This window comes from Streptomyces sp. TLI_105, assembly GCF_900105415.1.
Taxonomy (GTDB): domain Bacteria; phylum Actinomycetota; class Actinomycetes; order Streptomycetales; family Streptomycetaceae; genus Streptomyces.
The window spans coordinates 7,566,263-7,582,653 of sequence record NZ_FNSM01000001.1; the positions used below are offsets into that span (position 1 = coordinate 7,566,263).

Annotated in this window: 16 protein-coding genes and 1 pseudogene; 8 read left to right on the forward strand and 9 right to left on the reverse strand. The window is 69.9% G+C overall.

What is annotated here, in order from left to right; all coding sequences use genetic code 11:
• Positions 1–113: 113 nt before the first annotated feature.
• The 5 genes from BLW86_RS34490 to BLW86_RS34510 all read left to right on the forward strand — a co-directional run bounded on the left by BLW86_RS34490 (position 114) and on the right by BLW86_RS34510 (position 7,784).
• Complete coding sequence (locus tag BLW86_RS34490; protein WP_093877650.1) at positions 114–1,304, forward strand: peptidoglycan-binding domain-containing protein; 1,191 nt, start codon at positions 114–116, stop codon at positions 1,302–1,304.
• A gap of 68 nt (positions 1,305–1,372) precedes the next feature.
• Positions 1,373–2,233 (forward strand): thermonuclease family protein, encoded by an 861-nt coding sequence (locus BLW86_RS34495; protein WP_093877651.1) that lies wholly within the window; start codon positions 1,373–1,375, stop codon positions 2,231–2,233.
• Between the two features lie 67 nt (positions 2,234–2,300).
• Entirely contained in the window at positions 2,301–4,337 is a 2,037-nt protein-coding gene (locus BLW86_RS34500; protein WP_143060306.1) for a hypothetical protein, read from the forward strand.
• Positions 4,338–4,426: 89 nt separating this feature from the next.
• Complete coding sequence (locus tag BLW86_RS34505; RefSeq protein ID WP_143060307.1) at positions 4,427–6,511, forward strand: hypothetical protein; 2,085 nt, start codon at positions 4,427–4,429, stop codon at positions 6,509–6,511.
• A gap of 61 nt (positions 6,512–6,572) precedes the next feature.
• Complete coding sequence (locus BLW86_RS34510; protein WP_093877654.1) at positions 6,573–7,784, forward strand: hypothetical protein; 1,212 nt, start codon at positions 6,573–6,575, stop codon at positions 7,782–7,784.
• A gap of 39 nt (positions 7,785–7,823) precedes the next feature.
• Here BLW86_RS34510 and BLW86_RS34515 read toward each other — a convergent pair whose 3' ends face one another.
• Positions 7,824–8,573, reverse strand: a complete 750-nt coding sequence (locus BLW86_RS34515) for a hypothetical protein (RefSeq protein ID WP_177181837.1) — start codon at positions 8,571–8,573, stop codon at positions 7,824–7,826.
• Between the two features lie 185 nt (positions 8,574–8,758).
• On the opposite strand from BLW86_RS34515, the gene BLW86_RS34520 reads away from it, so the two are divergent.
• Positions 8,759–9,247 (forward strand): hypothetical protein, encoded by a 489-nt coding sequence (locus BLW86_RS34520; RefSeq protein ID WP_177181838.1) that lies wholly within the window; start codon positions 8,759–8,761, stop codon positions 9,245–9,247.
• On the opposite strand, the gene BLW86_RS34525 is transcribed toward BLW86_RS34520, so the two are convergent.
• From BLW86_RS34525 to BLW86_RS34540, 4 genes and pseudogenes are all read right to left on the reverse strand, one after another.
• The gene (locus BLW86_RS34525; RefSeq protein ID WP_093877656.1) at positions 9,244–9,960 is read right to left on the reverse strand and encodes a flavodoxin family protein; all 717 of its coding nucleotides are present in this window, start codon (positions 9,958–9,960) and stop codon (positions 9,244–9,246) included. The genes BLW86_RS34520 and BLW86_RS34525 overlap by 4 nt on opposite strands.
• 199 nt (positions 9,961–10,159) lie before the next feature.
• Positions 10,160–10,462: pseudogene (locus BLW86_RS34530) on the reverse strand (flavodoxin family protein); the annotation flags it as partial.
• A 120-nt stretch (positions 10,463–10,582) separates the two neighbouring features.
• Positions 10,583–10,846, reverse strand: a complete 264-nt coding sequence (locus BLW86_RS34535) for a DUF6296 family protein (protein ID WP_093877658.1) — start codon at positions 10,844–10,846, stop codon at positions 10,583–10,585.
• Between the two features lie 10 nt (positions 10,847–10,856).
• A complete protein-coding gene (locus tag BLW86_RS34540) occupies positions 10,857–11,714 on the reverse strand; it encodes an N-formylglutamate amidohydrolase (RefSeq protein WP_093877659.1) in 858 nt (285 codons plus the stop codon).
• A 189-nt stretch (positions 11,715–11,903) separates the two neighbouring features.
• Between BLW86_RS34540 and BLW86_RS34545 the strand changes: the two genes are divergently transcribed.
• Positions 11,904–12,473 carry an HPP family protein gene (locus BLW86_RS34545; protein ID WP_093877660.1) on the forward strand — a complete coding sequence of 190 codons (570 nt, stop codon included), beginning with the start codon at positions 11,904–11,906 and terminating at the stop codon, positions 12,471–12,473.
• A 179-nt stretch (positions 12,474–12,652) separates the two neighbouring features.
• Here BLW86_RS34545 and BLW86_RS34550 read toward each other — a convergent pair whose 3' ends face one another.
• A complete protein-coding gene (locus tag BLW86_RS34550; RefSeq protein ID WP_093877661.1) occupies positions 12,653–13,081 on the reverse strand; it encodes an ATP-binding protein in 429 nt (142 codons plus the stop codon).
• A 180-nt stretch (positions 13,082–13,261) separates the two neighbouring features.
• Here BLW86_RS34550 and BLW86_RS34555 point away from each other — a divergent pair, with 180 nt between their 5' ends.
• Positions 13,262–14,134, forward strand: coding sequence for a SigB/SigF/SigG family RNA polymerase sigma factor (locus tag BLW86_RS34555; protein ID WP_093877662.1), 873 nt, complete (start codon positions 13,262–13,264; stop codon positions 14,132–14,134).
• Between the two features lie 58 nt (positions 14,135–14,192).
• Here the strand turns inward: BLW86_RS34555 and ehuA are convergent, their stop codons facing one another.
• The 3 genes from ehuA to ehuC are packed head-to-tail and all read right to left on the reverse strand — an operon-like array spanning position 14,193 to position 16,343.
• Positions 14,193–14,993, reverse strand: a complete 801-nt coding sequence (gene ehuA / locus BLW86_RS34560) for an ectoine/hydroxyectoine ABC transporter ATP-binding protein EhuA (RefSeq protein WP_093877663.1) — start codon at positions 14,991–14,993, stop codon at positions 14,193–14,195.
• A gap of 40 nt (positions 14,994–15,033) precedes the next feature.
• The gene (gene ehuD / locus BLW86_RS34565) at positions 15,034–15,669 is read right to left on the reverse strand and encodes an ectoine/hydroxyectoine ABC transporter permease subunit EhuD (RefSeq protein ID WP_093877664.1); all 636 of its coding nucleotides are present in this window, start codon (positions 15,667–15,669) and stop codon (positions 15,034–15,036) included.
• Positions 15,669–16,343, reverse strand: coding sequence for an ectoine/hydroxyectoine ABC transporter permease subunit EhuC (gene ehuC, locus BLW86_RS34570; protein WP_093879028.1), 675 nt, complete (start codon positions 16,341–16,343; stop codon positions 15,669–15,671). The genes ehuD and ehuC overlap by 1 nt, the downstream gene beginning before the upstream one ends.
• Positions 16,344–16,391: the final 48 nt, after the last annotated feature.

Below are 16,391 nucleotides of genomic sequence, written 5' to 3' on the forward strand. Positions count from 1 at the left end.
AGCGCAGCCCGGATATGCTGGTACTGGGAAATTGTGCTAGCCCGTAGCGCTCGTCACACAGCGTTAAATCAAGCGGCCTGAAATCACGAAACGCACACGGAGGGGTGACTCCCGTGGCGAAGTTCTGCACAACACCTCGTGCCGCCGGTGCGCCGCGTTGGGCGGCGGCCAAGGTCGGCACGATCGTCGAGTGGGTCGTCAGGCAGGAATACTGCGTCAGCAAGGGTGGATGCAACCCGTACCAACGGGGCGGCACCGGGACGGACTTCTTCGACGAGAGGTCCGATACGACGCGATGCCGATTCCTCGCGAGTTTTCTTGCCACCCGCCAGCAGCTGGATCCGGCGGACGAGGGATTCATCTCAGGCGCGTGCGAGCAGCGCAAGAAGCCCGTCGACCCGGGCGACGACGAGAACGAACGGTTCGCGGTGCCGGACATCATCACCCACGAGCCGGGCGTCCGCATGGAGTTCTACGAAATCAAACCCAACTCCGAAGACGGCCGGGAGGCCGCGAGAGCCAAGGTCGAGACGTTCTTGTCGTTGGTGGACTTCCTCGCCGTAGACAGGCCGGACTTCAAGAAGTACGGAAAGGGCACGCAGTTCAATCCCGATCGAACCATCACGTTCTATCAGCGTGACTATCTCGGCATCGTCCCCTGCAAAGCCTCCCTGCATTACAGGCGTGCGACGGAGCCGGAGATCGCCGAGGGCGTCATCGTCTACGAGATCTGCGTGGAGGTGGACGGGGAACTGCTGGAGGCGTTCGCCAAGGCGATCATCGTCTCAGCGGTCATCGCCGCGCTCGCCGCGCTGGCCGCAGCGGCCATCGCCGTCATCTTCGGCGGCGGAGTACTCGGCCCGGCGGTACTCGCCTTCGAATCCCCCATGGGCGGCTCGGTCGGGCCGGACGGGGACAACGACCCCCAGGACGTCCGGTACGTCCAGGCGCTCGTCGACGACTGGCGGGCCGGCACAGGGGGATCGCTCATCGCCATCGACGGTTCGTTCGGCGAGGAGACGGCCGGCGCGCTCTCGGACTTCCAGACCGCCGCCGGGCTGGAGGACACCGCGGGCAGCCTGACGCCGGGCGACGCGACCGAGACCGAGCTGGAGTCCACCCACCTCAACAACCTCATGGCCGCCGCGGACCTGAGCGAGTTCCAGCCCGAGGGCCTCGGCGACGTCGTCTTCGGTCCGGATCCCGACGGCATCGATACCGATCTGGAGGAGGAACAGGACCTGCAGACGGCGTTCAACGCTTTTGTTCAGCAGTACCTGGTAGATCTTCGCAACGTCGTGTAGCGCGGGTCGCCGCGCCCTTGTCGAGGGTGCCCCCGGGAGGGAAACGTACGCACTGCTGAGGAGTCACCATGCCCATGTTGCTCATCAAGGGCTTCTACGACATCAGGGGGTCGCAGCCGGACGGGGACACGGTCCATTTCACGGCCGCCGACCCGGCCGAGTGGAGCCTCGTCGGTGGAGGCGGCGGCCGTGCCGTCGAGCACAGCGCGGTGGGGCGCGCGAAGCTGCGCCTGGACGCGGTCGACGCGCTCGAGACCCATTACGGCCCGTCCCGTGACCACCAGCCGCTCCAGTTCGCCCACGCCGCACGCGACGAACTGCTGAAGTCGCTCGGCTTCACCGACGTCCAGCGGCAACCGGACGAGACCGTGACCGCCACCACCCCGGAAACGGTTCCCGGCTTCGTCCTCACGCGCGGTACCGATGTCCACGGCCGTTGCGTCGCCCTGGCCGGTGCCGGCACTCCGCCCGGCACCAGCGGTCTGGAGATCGACGTGGACGTCGCTGTGCTGCGGACGACGGTCAATCACCATCTGCTCGTCGAGGGGCTGGCCTACCCGACGTTCTACCGGAGCCTGTTCACCAGCCTCCGTGCGGAGATGGCCGCCGTGGCCGTGCAGGCACGCGAGGCCCGCCGAGGCCTGTGGGCAAGCGATGTGACCACCGCCGGAGCGAAGATCACAGGGCTGGCCTCGCTGACCGACGACGTGGTGATCCTCCCCAAGCTGTTCCGCCGTACCGTGGATTACCTGCGCCTGGCCATGCCCCTGTCGTGCTATCCCGCCTTCCTGGCCGGTGTCCAGGACCGGTACTCCGTCCTGTCCACCGGTGAGCGCCGCGCCGGCCTGCACCACATCGTCGAGGTGACGAACGGCCACACGGTGCGGATGACGCACCAGCCCGAGGACCTGGTCTTCGAGGACGCCTGACATCACATCGCCCGAAGCAGTCCCACCGCGATCCATCTGCTTGACCCCTCAGTGGGGAGTTCCGCTCATGACCGCCTTCGTATCGGGAGTCGGACCGTTGTTCGGCCCGAACTTCGTCATCGTCACCGCCAATGACGAAACCGGGAAGGAGTTCCGGCTCCAGGTGTACCCGGATGCGCACAACCCGGAACTGCGGGCAGCCGGTCTGCCCACGCAGTACTACTTCCAGCCCGCGGAGGTCTTCCTCGCGAGGAAGCACGACTTCCCGGACGACTTCAACTTCCAGATGACCGTGTTCAAGGGCTTGAATTCGGAGGAGGCACACATCTCGCCCGCAGGGCTCGCCGGGACCGACCTCGGAGGTGGCTTCTGCACGTTCTCGACCACCTTCGGCATTCCAGCGAGTGTGATCAGCGGGGCGCTGGAGAAGCTGAAGCAAAGGGAGCACGAGACCCCGGGGGGCAGGATCGGCCCCTTCTTCAACTTCCAGCAGGGCGACCCTCCCCCGTCGCTCGGCATCGTTCCGATCACCAGCAGCGCTGTCCGATGCTTCGTGCCGGACCCGGCCGTCACGGGCGGCCAGCTTCTCATGACCGCCCAGCACGCCGGCAAGGGCAGCATCGAAGCGCAGGGCCTCTGCTCGTTCCTGCTCAGCTGCAACCTGCCTGCCGCCGGGGCGATCGCGAGCGCGCTCAAGCAAGGCGTCTCGCCGCCGTTCGTGGTCGAGAACGCACTTCAGGAGAGCTTCTACATCAACGGTCTCACCGTCGAGATCGACGTGGACATCGACAAGGTGTACGACTCGTTCTCGGCTGCGGTCTCGGCCGGCGGACTCTTCCGGATCAACTCGATCAACGCCGAGTTCGCGTACCAGAACTGTCTGACCACCGGCGGCATCGTCACGCACATGACGATGAACAACGCGGTGCCGATGGACCCGTCCCTCAAGAAGTGGGTGGACGAGAACGTCGACATGATGAAGAAGAACGCGATCGACCTCGTCAAGAGCCAGATCTTCGACTTCGACCCCGCCAAGACCGACTCCAAGGCGGCGGCGGACCGCGGGTGGTTCAGCGAGCTGTTCGGTGGCTCCGCCGTATCGGTCAAGTCCACGCACGCCCACAACGGCGTCCACGTGAAGCACACGTTGGTCATCGACCAGACGGTGACCGTCGACCAGACAGTCTCCGGCAACCTGAACGACCTGCCGTCCGCCGTACGGGACCACTTGAACAAGTACCTGTTCGTCGTCGACATCGGTGAGTTCTTCAAGAAGGTCCAGGTCGTCGGATCCTGCAGGGTCAACTTCATCGAGAAGCTGGACGACGGCACCGAGCTGAAGGACCCGCTCCAGGCCGTCCAGCTGGAAGCCGGCTATCCCGACTTCTCCAGCCCGATGGAGGACGGCCACGTCAACCTGACCATGCGGACCAGCGGAAAGCACTACGTCCCCGGCGAGACCGAGCCCACCGGCCCGGACCGGCCCGCCATCTGGGACGAGAAGACGGCGAGGGACTTCGTCAACATCTCGTTCCTGCGGCTGGACACCCCTGTCGACGGGTGGCCGTCGGACCAGGTGAGGTTGCGGAAGACACTGATCTTCGACGGGCAGGATCCCCGGGTCAACCTCTCGGAGCGCATCGCTCCTGACGATCCGGCGATCGCCGTGGTCCAGGAGGACGACGACGTTCACGCGCCGATCCTGACGGCCAGCGTGGTCGGCTATGTCTTCGTCCGCTTCAAGGTCGAGGCGTTCCCGCTCCCGCCCAATATCACCCTCCAGATCACTCCGACCATAGGCCAGGACACCTACGCGCCGTTGGTGCTCACGTCGAAGAACGACATGAACGTGCTGTGGGAGGTGTACTCCGACAAGTACGGTGACGAGACCGAGTTCACCTACACCGTGAATGTCCGCGTGCGGGGTCCGCGCTTCTTCGACCCTCCGGTCGTCTTCTCGACCGCCGAGCCGGTTCGGGTTCCCCTGCGGCGAGGTCTCATCAAGTACATCCCGTCGCTCGTCGTCCCGATACCGGAGCCGCCCGCGAACCAGGTCGAGACCATCGACCGGTACGTGCTCGCGGCGATGACCACCCACGCATGAGCACAGCGCCACACGCCCCCCCCGGCCGGGCGGACGCACCGTCCGGGGTGGGCGCAGCGGCTCGGCGCCGCCCCTGCCGGGAAGACACCATGGCCGAAATAGAGCAGGCATTCGACGAATACCTCTTGGCGGAACCGAAACACTGGCTGGTCGGGCGATTCGGCGAACACATCGACTCGGTCGTCAACGAGGAGAGAAGCGCCGAACTGCCGTCGGACGTCGTGGAGATGCCTCGCCTGGAGAGCAGCTTCTTCCGCGACTCGGTGGGCGCCACCGCCGACACGCTCTGGTATCTGCCGGAGTTCGACCTGTTCGACGAGGACCCGGATTTCGCCTTCGCAGCCGAGCAGAACGGTGACGTCGCCGAGGACGGCGGACCGTTCAACCGAGCCGTCCTGACCGTGGCGGTGGATACGGTGGTGCCGGAGCATCTCCATGCCACCGAGGCCGAGTTCACCCTGCATCAAGTGCCGGACCTGGACCCGGGTGTCTCATTGATCGTTCCCATCACGGGAAGCGGGGGAGTGGTCACCGACGTTCCGGTGGCAGGCACCACGGACAGCTCCGGAGAGACCGGATTCGTCGCCACCTTCGAGCTGACCGGTTCGCTTGTCGAGGCGGCTTATGTGCACCTCACCCGACGCGGCCGGCTGAGGCTGGAGTTCACACCGACGTACTCCGGCTATCAGACGACCCTCGTGACGGAGCCCGACACAGGGTTCCCCATCCATGGTTCGATCTTCCGCGGATTCCAGTTCGAGGTCTTCGGCGACGGTGGCAATACGCCCGGCTCTCCCTTCGAGCCGCTCCTGTTCAACCGCATCGGCGGCTACGTGTTCTTCCCCTCGACGGCGCGCTTCCACCGCACCCTTCCGCTCGGGCTCAACTTCAGCACCGACACCTACCGCAGCCGGTTCACGATCACGGCCGAGGGGATGACACGGCCCATCATCGACGTCGACGACCTCAACAACTTCGCCCGCCGGCGTTCGGAGTACCGCGAACTGACCACGCTCGGCGACGTCTCGACGAAGTACCCCTCAGTCCGGCGCATCTTCTTCGGCCAGGTCAGCGGCACGGTGATCGCCGTACCGGCCGCCTACGGGATCCTCGTCACCTCGCAGGGCGCCCTCGCCTCCTGCGACTCCATCGTTGACGAGTCCCCTGCCACCGTCAGCGGCTGCCGGTTCCATTTCACCTTCACCGTCGCTCCGATGGCCGACCCGATCGACATGGCCCGCCTGCGAGCGGACGTCACCGGGATCCCGGAAGCCGTCGGTCGCACGCTGCGTGTCGCCTTGCCCGGCGGTCTGGACTCCCGCACCCCGGCCACCCTGGACGGCTTCCCGGCAGGACGGGCGGCGTTCGCCGACGGTGACGGAACCGCCATCACCGTGGGCGTCGACATCGTCGACGACCGGCCCACCCCGGCCACGACCACCGTCAACCTCTTCCTGCAACAGCTCGCCGTGACCGGGTCACCACCACTGTTCGGATCCATCGCGGTCCGGCTGGACGACGTCTTTCCCCAGCCGGTCCGCACCTCACTGCTGCTGAACCTGCGCAACACCGCCCACAGCGACGACCTGGCCACCACGCGACAGCCCGGATCTCCGCCGAGTGCCAAGGCCGTCAACCAAGGGCCGCTCGACCTCAAGCTGGTCCGCTGCGCCGACGTCCGGGAAGGCGAGGTCCCGGGCCCGGTCGTCCCCCTCGGCGGCCTGGTGCTCGCCGCCCGGCAGACGACTACCCTCGCGGGCGTCGGAGCCGGCACCGAGGTCGCGGTGTCGCGCGGTCTGGAGGTGGCGGCTCCGCTGCCGAAGGCCGCGATGCTGAAGTTCCTGGCATTCCGCACCCACACCGTGCAGGAGGTGCAGCACCCCCTCACCGTGAACGCCGCCGGCCTGAACTTCGCGGCGGAAGGTGTCAGCACGATCAAGGTCGACATCACGCTCGTCGCCAACCCCGGCGACTCCGCACCCTCCTTCACGCTCAGTCCGTCCCACACCGTCGACTTCGTGCACGTCTCGCTGCCGGTGGACTCCGCCGTCACCGGTCTGGACAGCACGGTCCTGCTGACCCTGACCACGACCTCCGGCAGCCGGACCGTCTCCGTCGCCCACGACTTCGTCGACAAGCCCATCCTCGTCGTCACGTCGTCGACGATCCACTGACAGCCGCCGACTGCCGACGTTCCACCGAAACGAACTCCAACCACCGACAGGGGTGTGTGCGATGTCGGACAACGCCTTCCCCGCAGGGCCGGTCTTCGGGCCCGACTCGCTCGTGATCGACGTCGACGGCGGCGGGCCGGGTGGCCCCGCTGTCAGCGTCCATGTCCGGCCCGACACACAGAACGCGGGTCTCGCGGCCGCCGGCGAACCCACCCGGTACTACTTCGAGCCGCCGCGGGTGACAGTGGCGAAGCGCTCCGGCAGCACCGACCTGGACTTCTCGGCCACCGTCATGCTCCAGGCCCCCGTGGGCCCCCAACCCACCTACCTCGGTGGCTCCTGCACCTTCGCGTGCACCGCCGCCCTGCCGGACGGGGTGACGGCCCGCATCGTCGAGAAGCTCGCGAACCACGACCACCCCGATCCGCCCGCACGGATCGCTTCCCTGTTCACCCACCGAGACGGGGGCCCCGAACCCGAACTCCTCATGGTGCCGATCACCGCCAACACCGTGTCGTGCGTGGTCGAGCACCCGACCACCGGTCCCGGCCCGCTGCTCATGAGCGTCCAGGGAGGCCCGGGGGGCGGCATCGACATTCAGGCACGCAGCTCCTTCCTGGTGTCATTCAGCCCTGCCGCGGCCGAAGCGGTCGTGACCAACCTGCGGGACGCCGCCGCGCCTCCTTTCCTCGTCCGCAACGTCCTCACCGAACAGTTCGACACCGGGCAGGCGACCGTCTTCACGGACACCGACATCGACGTCGAGAAACTGCACGACGTGTTCGGGGCGGCCGTACCGCCCGGAGAACCCTGGCCCGGCGGTGATGCCGCAGGCGCCGCCTACCGTGCCGCCCTCGTGACCGGTGCCGTGACTACACATGTGACCGAATCGCACCCGGCCGGGACCGGCCCTACGGCGACCGTGGGTCCCGTGCCCCCGGACCCCCTCGTCAGCATCTGGCTCAGCGACACCGACGAACTCCGGAAGGTCGTCTTCCGCATGGCCCGGGACTCGCTCTTCGACGTCACCGCCGCCGCGGCCCCCGAAACCGGGCAGGGCGGACGTCCCGCGCCCGCGTGGTGGTCCGAGGTCTTCGGAGACGCGCGGGTGACGCTCAAGAGCGAACGCCCTACGGGCGGCGTGCACCTGCGCGAGAGGCTGACCACACACGGCACCGTCACCGCGGAGCACGCGATCGAAGGCGGACTGGCCGAGGTGGCCGAGGCGGCCCGCACCCAGCTGGACAAGTACCTGACCGTGATCGCCATCTGACGACTGACTGACAACTCACGGAGACGACTGACGGCGACCTCAGCCCTGTGCGGCCACCAGGGCGGTGAGCACGCGGTGGGTCTTGCTGTCGGGGAGCCCGGACAGTGTCACCCCTCGTTCGAGCAGCGCCTCTTCGAGCTTGCGCAGCTTGCGCTCGGCCCGTTCCTTGAACTCCTCCTCGTCGTCCCCGACCTTGGGCTTCACACGGATCGAAGCCTCCAGGAAGTCCAGGCCGACGGCCGACCACGCCTCCAGGTCGACCTCCAGGTCGTCGAGCGGAACACCGTCCACCTTCGTCGAGAAGATCGGCCCCAGAGCGACAAGCCCGTCGAACCGGACGTCGCGAGCGCAGGCATCCAGGAACTGGTCCTGCACCTGGTCGATCAGCGCGGAGGGATCGGCCCCCGGCTCCACCGCGGCCGGCAGTGCCCCCGACGGGTGACTGTGCACCAGGGAAGCCGCCAGAACGCGGCCGTTCCTCGACCAGTCCTCCTCGATCCTGTACGTGAACGGCTTCACGTCGAACGGGGCGGAGAACCGGCCGACCAGCTGTTCCCGGGTACAGGGACGCAACTTGACGACCAAGTCATCCTGACCGCCACCGATCCTGAGCCGTACGATCACTCCGCCCTCCAGGAGCGGTAGCTTCCCCTGCGCGACGCCGACCCGGTCCTCGGCGAACCAGATCCGACGCCTCATCAGCGTGCCCTGCGAAGCGCCGAGAGCCGACAACGCCCCCGCCACGTCGCCCTCGACATTGACCTTGATCTCGACCGGCAGTAGGTCCATGACATCGCTCCTGCACGCGTCTCGAGAGCTCATGAAACCTTCCCTTCCAGGATATGCCCGGGAGGTGGAGCCGCTCTCTCCAGGACGCGACGGCCACCGAAATCGACGCTCCTGGACCTGCTCCCCGAACGGGCCTCAAACCGCCCGACGCGCGCCACACTGTTTCGGGGTCGGCCGGTGGTGAGGTGAAAGAGAACAACAGCGTCATCCTGCGAGGCCACCAGAGCGCTGTCGCCCAGGACATATGGGATGCGGCCGTCTCGTGCGAACACCGCGCGGTCCACGGTGACATCGTGTGGTCGCTGGACATCTGCGTCCAGGGCGAAGCGGCTGATCAGCCGCTCGAGTCCGAGCTCGCCGCGGCGTTTGCGAAGGCGGCCACGACGACAGTCCTGTACCCCGCAGCCGAAGCAATCCCGAGCGCCTATTGGGCAGTGACGCCGGACGTCCTTCTCACGCGTGCCCGGCTCGAACTCTCCGACGACGAGCCCCCTCTCCAGGAGGTCACCGCCGTCGAGGCGCCGGTGCCGCAGCTACCCCGGGCGATCGTGACGAGGTTTGCCGAGATCGTGCGGGAACAAAAGCCGGACACTCCTGTGGCCGAGGCCTTCGCTGCATCGGTGGAGCAGGCGCGGCAAGCAGCCTCGGTCCTGGCGCGGCTTGCCCGCCCCTAACGGTGCTCGGGGTTCTCGAAGTCGAACCGGCAGCCGGCGTCCCATTCGGAGCGCTGGTTTCCATGGGCGGGGATGCCGCCGGTGTCCTTGAGCATCCTCGCCAGGTGGAGCTGGTTCCAGGTCATGAAGGTCGTGTTGCGGTTCGTGAAGTCGTTGTCCGGCCCGCCGGAGCCGGGGTCGAGGTACGACGGGCCCGGGCCGGCCTCGCCGACCCAGCCCGCGTCGGCCTGCGGCGGGATGACGTATCCGAGGTGCTGGAGGCTGTAGAGGACGTTCATCGCGCAGTGCTTGGCGCCGTCCTCGTTCCCGGTGATCAGACAACCACCGACGCGGCCGTAGTAGGCGTACTGACCCTGATCGTTGAGGATCGACGAGCAGGCGTACAACCGCTCGATGACCTGCTTCATGACCGAGGAGTTGTCTCCCAGCCATACAGGCCCAGCTAGCGTGAGGATGTCGGCGGCCATCACCTGCGAGTAGACCACCGGCCACTCGTCCGTCTCCCACCCGTGCTCCGTCATGTCGGGCCACACACCGGTCGCGAGGTCGAGATCCACCGCGCGCAGCACCTCGACCTGCACGCCCTGGCGCTCCAGGATCCCGGTGCTGATGTCGATCAGCCCCTGCGTGTGGCTCCGCTCAGGAGAACGCTTGAGCGTGCAGTTGATCACCAGGGCGCGAAGGTCCGTGTAGGAAGTGCCGGAGTCGGTCATCGATGTGTCCCCTTGCGGACGAGCTGGGTGGTCAGCCGGTCAAGCACACCCGGCTGCCGACGTCGACAATGCCCCCGCTTGGTCCGGCCGAAGATCCGGTCCACTGTCTCGCCTCGTCGGGTGGAAGGACCGGTCGCCGCGCCATGGGTCGCGGAGCAGGCCACCCGATCACCCGCATGGCCCCGCACCGATGACAGGTATCCCCGACTCGGATCGGCCCGCACAGCACCAGGATGTCGGCGGCCGTCGCCCGTCCGTACGGCTCGGGCCAGGCGTCCGACGCCCACCCGTGCTCCGTCATGTCGGGCCACGCCCCGGTCGCGAGGTCCAGGTCCACCGGCCGCACCAGCGAGGTCGTCACGCCCTGCACCTCCATCACCGACCGGCTGCGCCCGATCAGCCCCTCCGTGTCGCTGACCTCGGGGGAGCGCTTGAGCGTGCAGTCGAGGTACGGCGCGCTGAGGTCGTCGTACCGGTACGGGGGTGCTGCGGGCGTGGCCATCGGCGGGGTCTCCTCGCTCCGGAAGCGGCCCCGGCCCGGGGCCCGTCCCCAGCCTGCGCACCGGACCGGCCCCGGGCCGGTCCGGTGCGACCGAACGCATGAGGGGCCGGGCGCGCGACCTCAGGCGGCCGAAGCGGACGGATCCTCCGGCTCGGGGTCGGGCAGCGCGCGGGCCCGGACCTGCCGGGAGACCTCCTGATGCGCCCCGGTCGCGAGGATGCGCACCTCGTCCCGATCGCTGATCTCGGCCCGGATGATGCCGGTGGGGTCGGCGTAGACCGGATGGCCGCCGGACCCCGTGAAGGGCGTGCGCTCCACGACCACGACGTCCTCGGTCGCCCCCGTGCCGTCGGAGAACACCAGCTCGTATCGGAGTGGGCTCATCTGTCCGATTTTACGCTTTTCGGGCACGGTCACCTGCCGGGGCCACCGCGTCGACCAGGGCGGCCAGGGCCGCCCCGAGGGCCTCGACCCCCGGACCCGCCGGCCCGCCCGGCTCGCTCATGTACAGATCGCGGCGGATCTCGACCATCAGGGCGCTCACCCGCGGATCCCGGCCGTAGTGCTCCAGCGGCACGTACGTCCCCGCGAACGGGCTGTCCGTCCCGACGCCGCCGAACCCTCCGAACGCCTCCCGCGCCGCGTCGAGCAGCGCGGGCGGCGTGTGGAAGGCGTCCGTCCCGAGGCAGACCGGCGGGCGCGGGCCGTCGCCGTGCAGCTCGTACGGCAGCCGCTCGGCCGGGTACGAGTGGACGTCGACGATCACCGCCCGTCCCGCCACGGCCAGGCGCTCCGCCACGGCCTCCGTCATGGCCCGGGCGTACGGGACGAAGTACCGGTCGAGCAGGGGCCCCGGGTCGAACCCGGCCGGCCGCAGCGCCGCGCGGTGGGTGGTCCGGGTGTAGACCGCGCCCATCCCGACGGCCAGCATCTCCTCGCGCTCGTCCGGGAAGCGCTCCGGGTCGACGACGAGCCGCGAGAGTCCGTTGACGAACCGCCAGGGCGCCGTGCCGGCCGCCGCCGCGGCCACGGCGGCGATCTCCGCCGTGTGGGAGTCCGTGATGTGGTCCAGCTCGCGGTCCAGCTCCCCGTCGCCGAGCAGGATCCCGGCGCGCACCTCCGCGGGCACCTCGCGGGAGGAGTGCGGCACGTGGAGGAGGACGGGGGAGTCCGCGGCCCCGGGGAGAAACCGGAAGGAGGACGGGGCGGAGGCGGACGGGGCGCGGGGCGGGACGGAGGAAGTGTCGCTCATGAGGAGATCCTGCCTCCGACCCCGCCCGCGCCGTGGCGAAACCGCTGGTTAGAGTGGTGTGAGGCCACGCCGCCGCACCAGGCCGGGCGTGAGACCGGGCCGACTGTCGACCACAGGGACCCGTACGACCGCCCCACCCCGTCCCCGACCGCCCGGCCACGGCCGCCTGCTCCGGAAACTTCGCATCCCATGAGCACCGACGCCGCTCTGCGTCCCGACACCGCCTCCGACCCGACCTCCGCCGCCCCCCGGGAGCCGCGCCTGCCGTGGATCGCCGGCCGGGCCCCGGCCCGGCCCGCGCCCGGCGCCGCCTTCCACAGCGTCAGCGCCGCGACCGCCGCCCTCCTCGGCCTCGTCGCCATCGGCGCCCTCATCCACGAGCCCGTGCTGATACCCCCGCTGGCCGCCAGCGCCGCGCTCGTCCACTGCGCCCCCGCGCTGCCCCTGGCCCAGCCCCGCAGCGTGATCGTCGGCCACCTCCTCGGCGCCGCCGCCGGATACGCCGTGGCGGCCGTCGCCGCGCACGGCAGCGCCTGGGCCGCCGCCCTCGCCGCCGGAGTCACCCTGGCACTGACCACCCTGGCCCGCACCCCGCACTCGCCGGCCTGTGCGACCGCCGTCGTCATCGTGCTCCAGGCTCCCGCGCCCGGCCGGTTCGTCCCCCTGCTCTCCGGCGCCACCGTCCTGCTCGTGCTGACCGCCTTCGCCGCCTCCCGCATCCGCCGCGCGGCACCGCGCTACCCCGCCTACTGGTGGTGAGCCCGGGGGCCGGGCTCGGAAGGGCCGATCCCGCCCTGTGCCCCCGACGCGGCGCCCGTACGTCCTCCGCCTGACCGCCGGCGCGGCACCCCACCCGCCCCCGGACGCCTGAGCGCCGGGCCCGTCCTCCGGCTCGGGCCACGCGAGCCCGTGACGATCCGAAAGACAGGTCCTACGACTCAGCGGTCGACCGTCACCGCCGCGTGGACGGTCTTGCCGTCCGGCCGCGTGTCCACCGACACCTCGCGGCACAGCCGCAGCACGATCGGCCAGCCGAAGCCGCCGGGCCGCAGCCCCTCACGGGGCTCGTGGCGCGGCGGCTCCCCGCTGGCGTCGGCCACGGAGACGGTCACCCGGTCGCCGCCGACGTCGATCCCGAACGAGGTCAGGCCGCCCCCGTGGCGGTGGGCGTTCGTGACCAGTTCCGAGGTGACGAGCAGCAGGTCGTCGACCTGGGAGTCCCGCAGCGGGCCGAGGGCCGCGACCGTGCGGCTGACCAGCCGCCGGGCCTGGGCCGGAGTGAGGAGCGGCGACGGTCCGGCCCTCCCGGCGGCGGCCGGAGAGGCCTCGGCGGTCGTACGGGACCGGGTTTCGCTCCGGCTGTTCATCGCGGGTCCCTCTCTTCCCGATGTGTCGAAGGGTGATGGGACACGCCTGCCCGGACATGTCGGACTGATTCCTGTCCGTCCGGTCCGGGGTGGATCGTACGGGCGGGAGGAGTGGGTCCATGGGGAGGGGGTACGCGGACCGGGACCGCCGAACGGACAAAGCAGGAGGAGGGCGTCCCCGTGCGGACCGAGGTGGCCGAGGCGACGACGACGGACGAGACGAGCGGTACGAGGGGGGACCTTCCCGTTCTCGAAGTGCCCCACGAGGTGGCGCCCCGGGACGCGCGCGCCCTGTCGCGGGTGTTCTTCCGCGAACTCGCGGAACGGGAGGAGGGGACGGCCGGGCACCAGTACGTCCGGAACACCCTGATCGAGATGAACATGACCCTCGTGCGCTACGCGGCGGGCCGCTTCCGCGCACGGGTCGAGGAGCGGGAGGACATCGTCCAGGTCGGCATGATCGGCCTGATCAAGGCGATCGACCGCTTCGACCTGTCCCGCGAGGTGGAGTTCACCACCTTCGCCCTGCCCTACATCGTGGGCGAGATCAAGCGGTTCTTCCGCGACACCACCTGGGCGGTCCACGTCCCGCGCCGGCTCCAGGAGGCGCGGGTGGAGCTGGCGAAGGCGACCGACGAGCTGAGCTCACGGCTCGGCCGCGCGCCCCGGGTCGCGGAACTGGCACCCCTCATGGACCTGTCCGAGGAGCAGGTGATCGAGGCCCAGCTGGCCGCGAACGGCTACCGGTCGGCCTCCCTGGACGCGGCGATCGGCAGCGGTGACGACGAGGACGACGACGCGGCCCTGGCCGACCTCCTCGGCGAGGAGGACCCGGCGCTCGAACTCGTCGAGGACTTCCACGTCCTCGCCCCGCTCGTGGAGGCCCTCGACGAGCGCGACCGGCTGCTGCTGCACCTGCGCTTCGTCGAGGAGCTGACCCAGACGCAGATAGGCGAGCGCCTCGGCGTGTCCCAGATGCACGTCTCGCGCCTCCTGGCCCGGAGCCTGGGGCGGCTGCGGGAAGGCATGGCAGGGACGCCGGCCGGTGGCTGACCGGGAGGGCATGCCCGGCGGACCGGAGCGCGCCCCCGGCCGGGTCCGGCCGGCGGACTCACCGGACCGAGCCGAGGAACGCGCGCGTGCGCGCGTGCGTGGGCGACTCCAGGAGCTCCCCGGCCGGGCCCGACTCCACGATCCGGCCGCGATCGAACATCAGGATCCGGTCGGAGACGTCCCGGGCGAAGCCCATCTCGTGCGTCACGCACAGCAGCGTGATGTCGGTGCCGCGGGCGATGTCCCGCAGCACGTCGAGCACCTCCGCGACCAGCTCTGGATCGAGCGCGGACGTCACCTCGTCGAGGAGCAGGATCTCCGGCCGCATCGCGAGGGCGCGGGCGATGGCCACGCGCTGCTGCTGGCCGCCGGAGAGCCGGGTCGGCCGCGCCCCGGCCTTGTCCCCGAGCCCCACCAGGTCCAGCAGCTCCCGTGCCCTGCGGCCCGCCTCCTCCCGGCTCTCGCCGAGCACGTGGACGGGCGCCTCGACGACGTTCTCCAGGACGCTCATGTGCGGGAAGAGGTTGAACTGCTGGAAGACCATGCCGATCCGGCGCCGGAGCACCGCCAGATGGCGCTCGTTCGCCGGCACCGGCTTTCCGCCCGGTCCTCCCGGCATGTGGGAGTAGGGCTGTCCGTCCACGTGGATGACGCCGTCGGTGACCCGCTCCAGCGTCATGAGGAGCCGGAGGATCGTGGTCTTCCCGGAGCCGCTCGGCCCGATGAGCGTCACGCGCTCCCCGCGTCCGACCTCCAGATCGAGGCCGTCGAGCACGGTGTGGTCGCCGTACCGCTTGGTGACCCGGTCGAAGCGGACCGCGGGAGCGGCCGGATCCTTCCGTGGCTCGGGGACCGCCACATCCTTCCGGTGCCCGGCGGGCGACGGATCCTTCCGGTTCTCAGTGCGCAAGGCGTGTCTCCAGTCGTCGTACCAGCACGGACGTCGGCCAGCTCGCCAGCAGGAAGACCGCGGCGGCCAGGGTGAAGCTCTCCAGATAGGCGAAGTGGGTGCTGCCGAAGGTGTTCGCCTCGTGGACCATCTCGTGCACGGTGATCACCGAGAGCAGGGGCGTCTCCTTGAACATGGACACCGCGTAGTTGCCCAGCGGCGGCAGCACGTTGCGGACGGCCTGCGGCAGCACCACCGCCCGCCACACCCGCCGGCGCGGCAGCGACAGGGCGGTGCACGCCTCCCACTGGCCCTTCGGCACGGCGTCGATGCCCGTCCGGTACACCTCGGAGAGGTACGTGGCGTAGTGCACGCCGAGCACAAGGACGCCGAGCACCGGCGCGTCGAGCGAGGGCACCAGGACCCAGGCCGCGAACAGCTGGACCAGCAGCGGCGTCGAGCGGACGAACGCCGCCGCCGCGCGCACCGGGAGCGCGAGCCACCGGGGGCCCGCCCGCTGGACGAGGGCGAGCACGAGCCCGAGGACCATGGCGACGGCGAACGCCGGCACGGTCGCCAGGACCGTGACGCCGAACCCCTCCAGTACGGCGGGCAGCGCGGCCCGGGCCGCCTCCCCGTCCCACATCAGGCACCGCCTTCCTGCCCGAGCCGGGCCTTCGCCGCCCGCTCCAGGGCGTTCATGAGGAGGCTCAGGCCGACGGCCATGGCGAAGTAGAGCCCGAGGAGCAGCAGGTACGAGGCCGCCGTGGCACCCGTCGCCGAGCGCAACTGGTCGATCTGGAAGGTGAGGTCGGGGACGGTGACCAGGGAGAGCAGGGGCGTCGCCTTCAGCAGCTGCACGAGCAGGTTCTTGAACGGCGCGACCATCAGGGCGTGCGCCTGCGGCAGGACGACCCGCCGCAGGCGCAGACCCGCCCCCATGCCGAGCGCGATGCCCGCCTCGGTCTGGGCGCGGGGGACCGCCGCCACCGCGCCCCGCACCACCTCGGCGCCGTACGCCCCGTAGTTGAGGCCGAGCGCGAGCACGGCGCAGGCGAGCGGTTCGAGGCGGAAGCCGACCATGGGGAGCGCGAAGAACAGCCAGAACAGCTGCACGTACAGCGAGGTCCCCCGGAAGAACTCGACCACGAGCCGCGCCGCGCCCCGCACCGGCAGCCGCGCCGACCGGGACAGCAGGCCCAGGACGTACGCGAGGAGCAGGGCGAGCGCGGCGCCGAGCACCGTGGCCTCCGCCGTCACCAGGAGCCCCTCGGCGAGCCGGGGCAGCGCGCGTCGGACCTCGGGCAGGAAACCGGTCACGCCGGGCAGCGAGCCGGACCCGACGGACTGCGAGCCGACCCCGGCGGA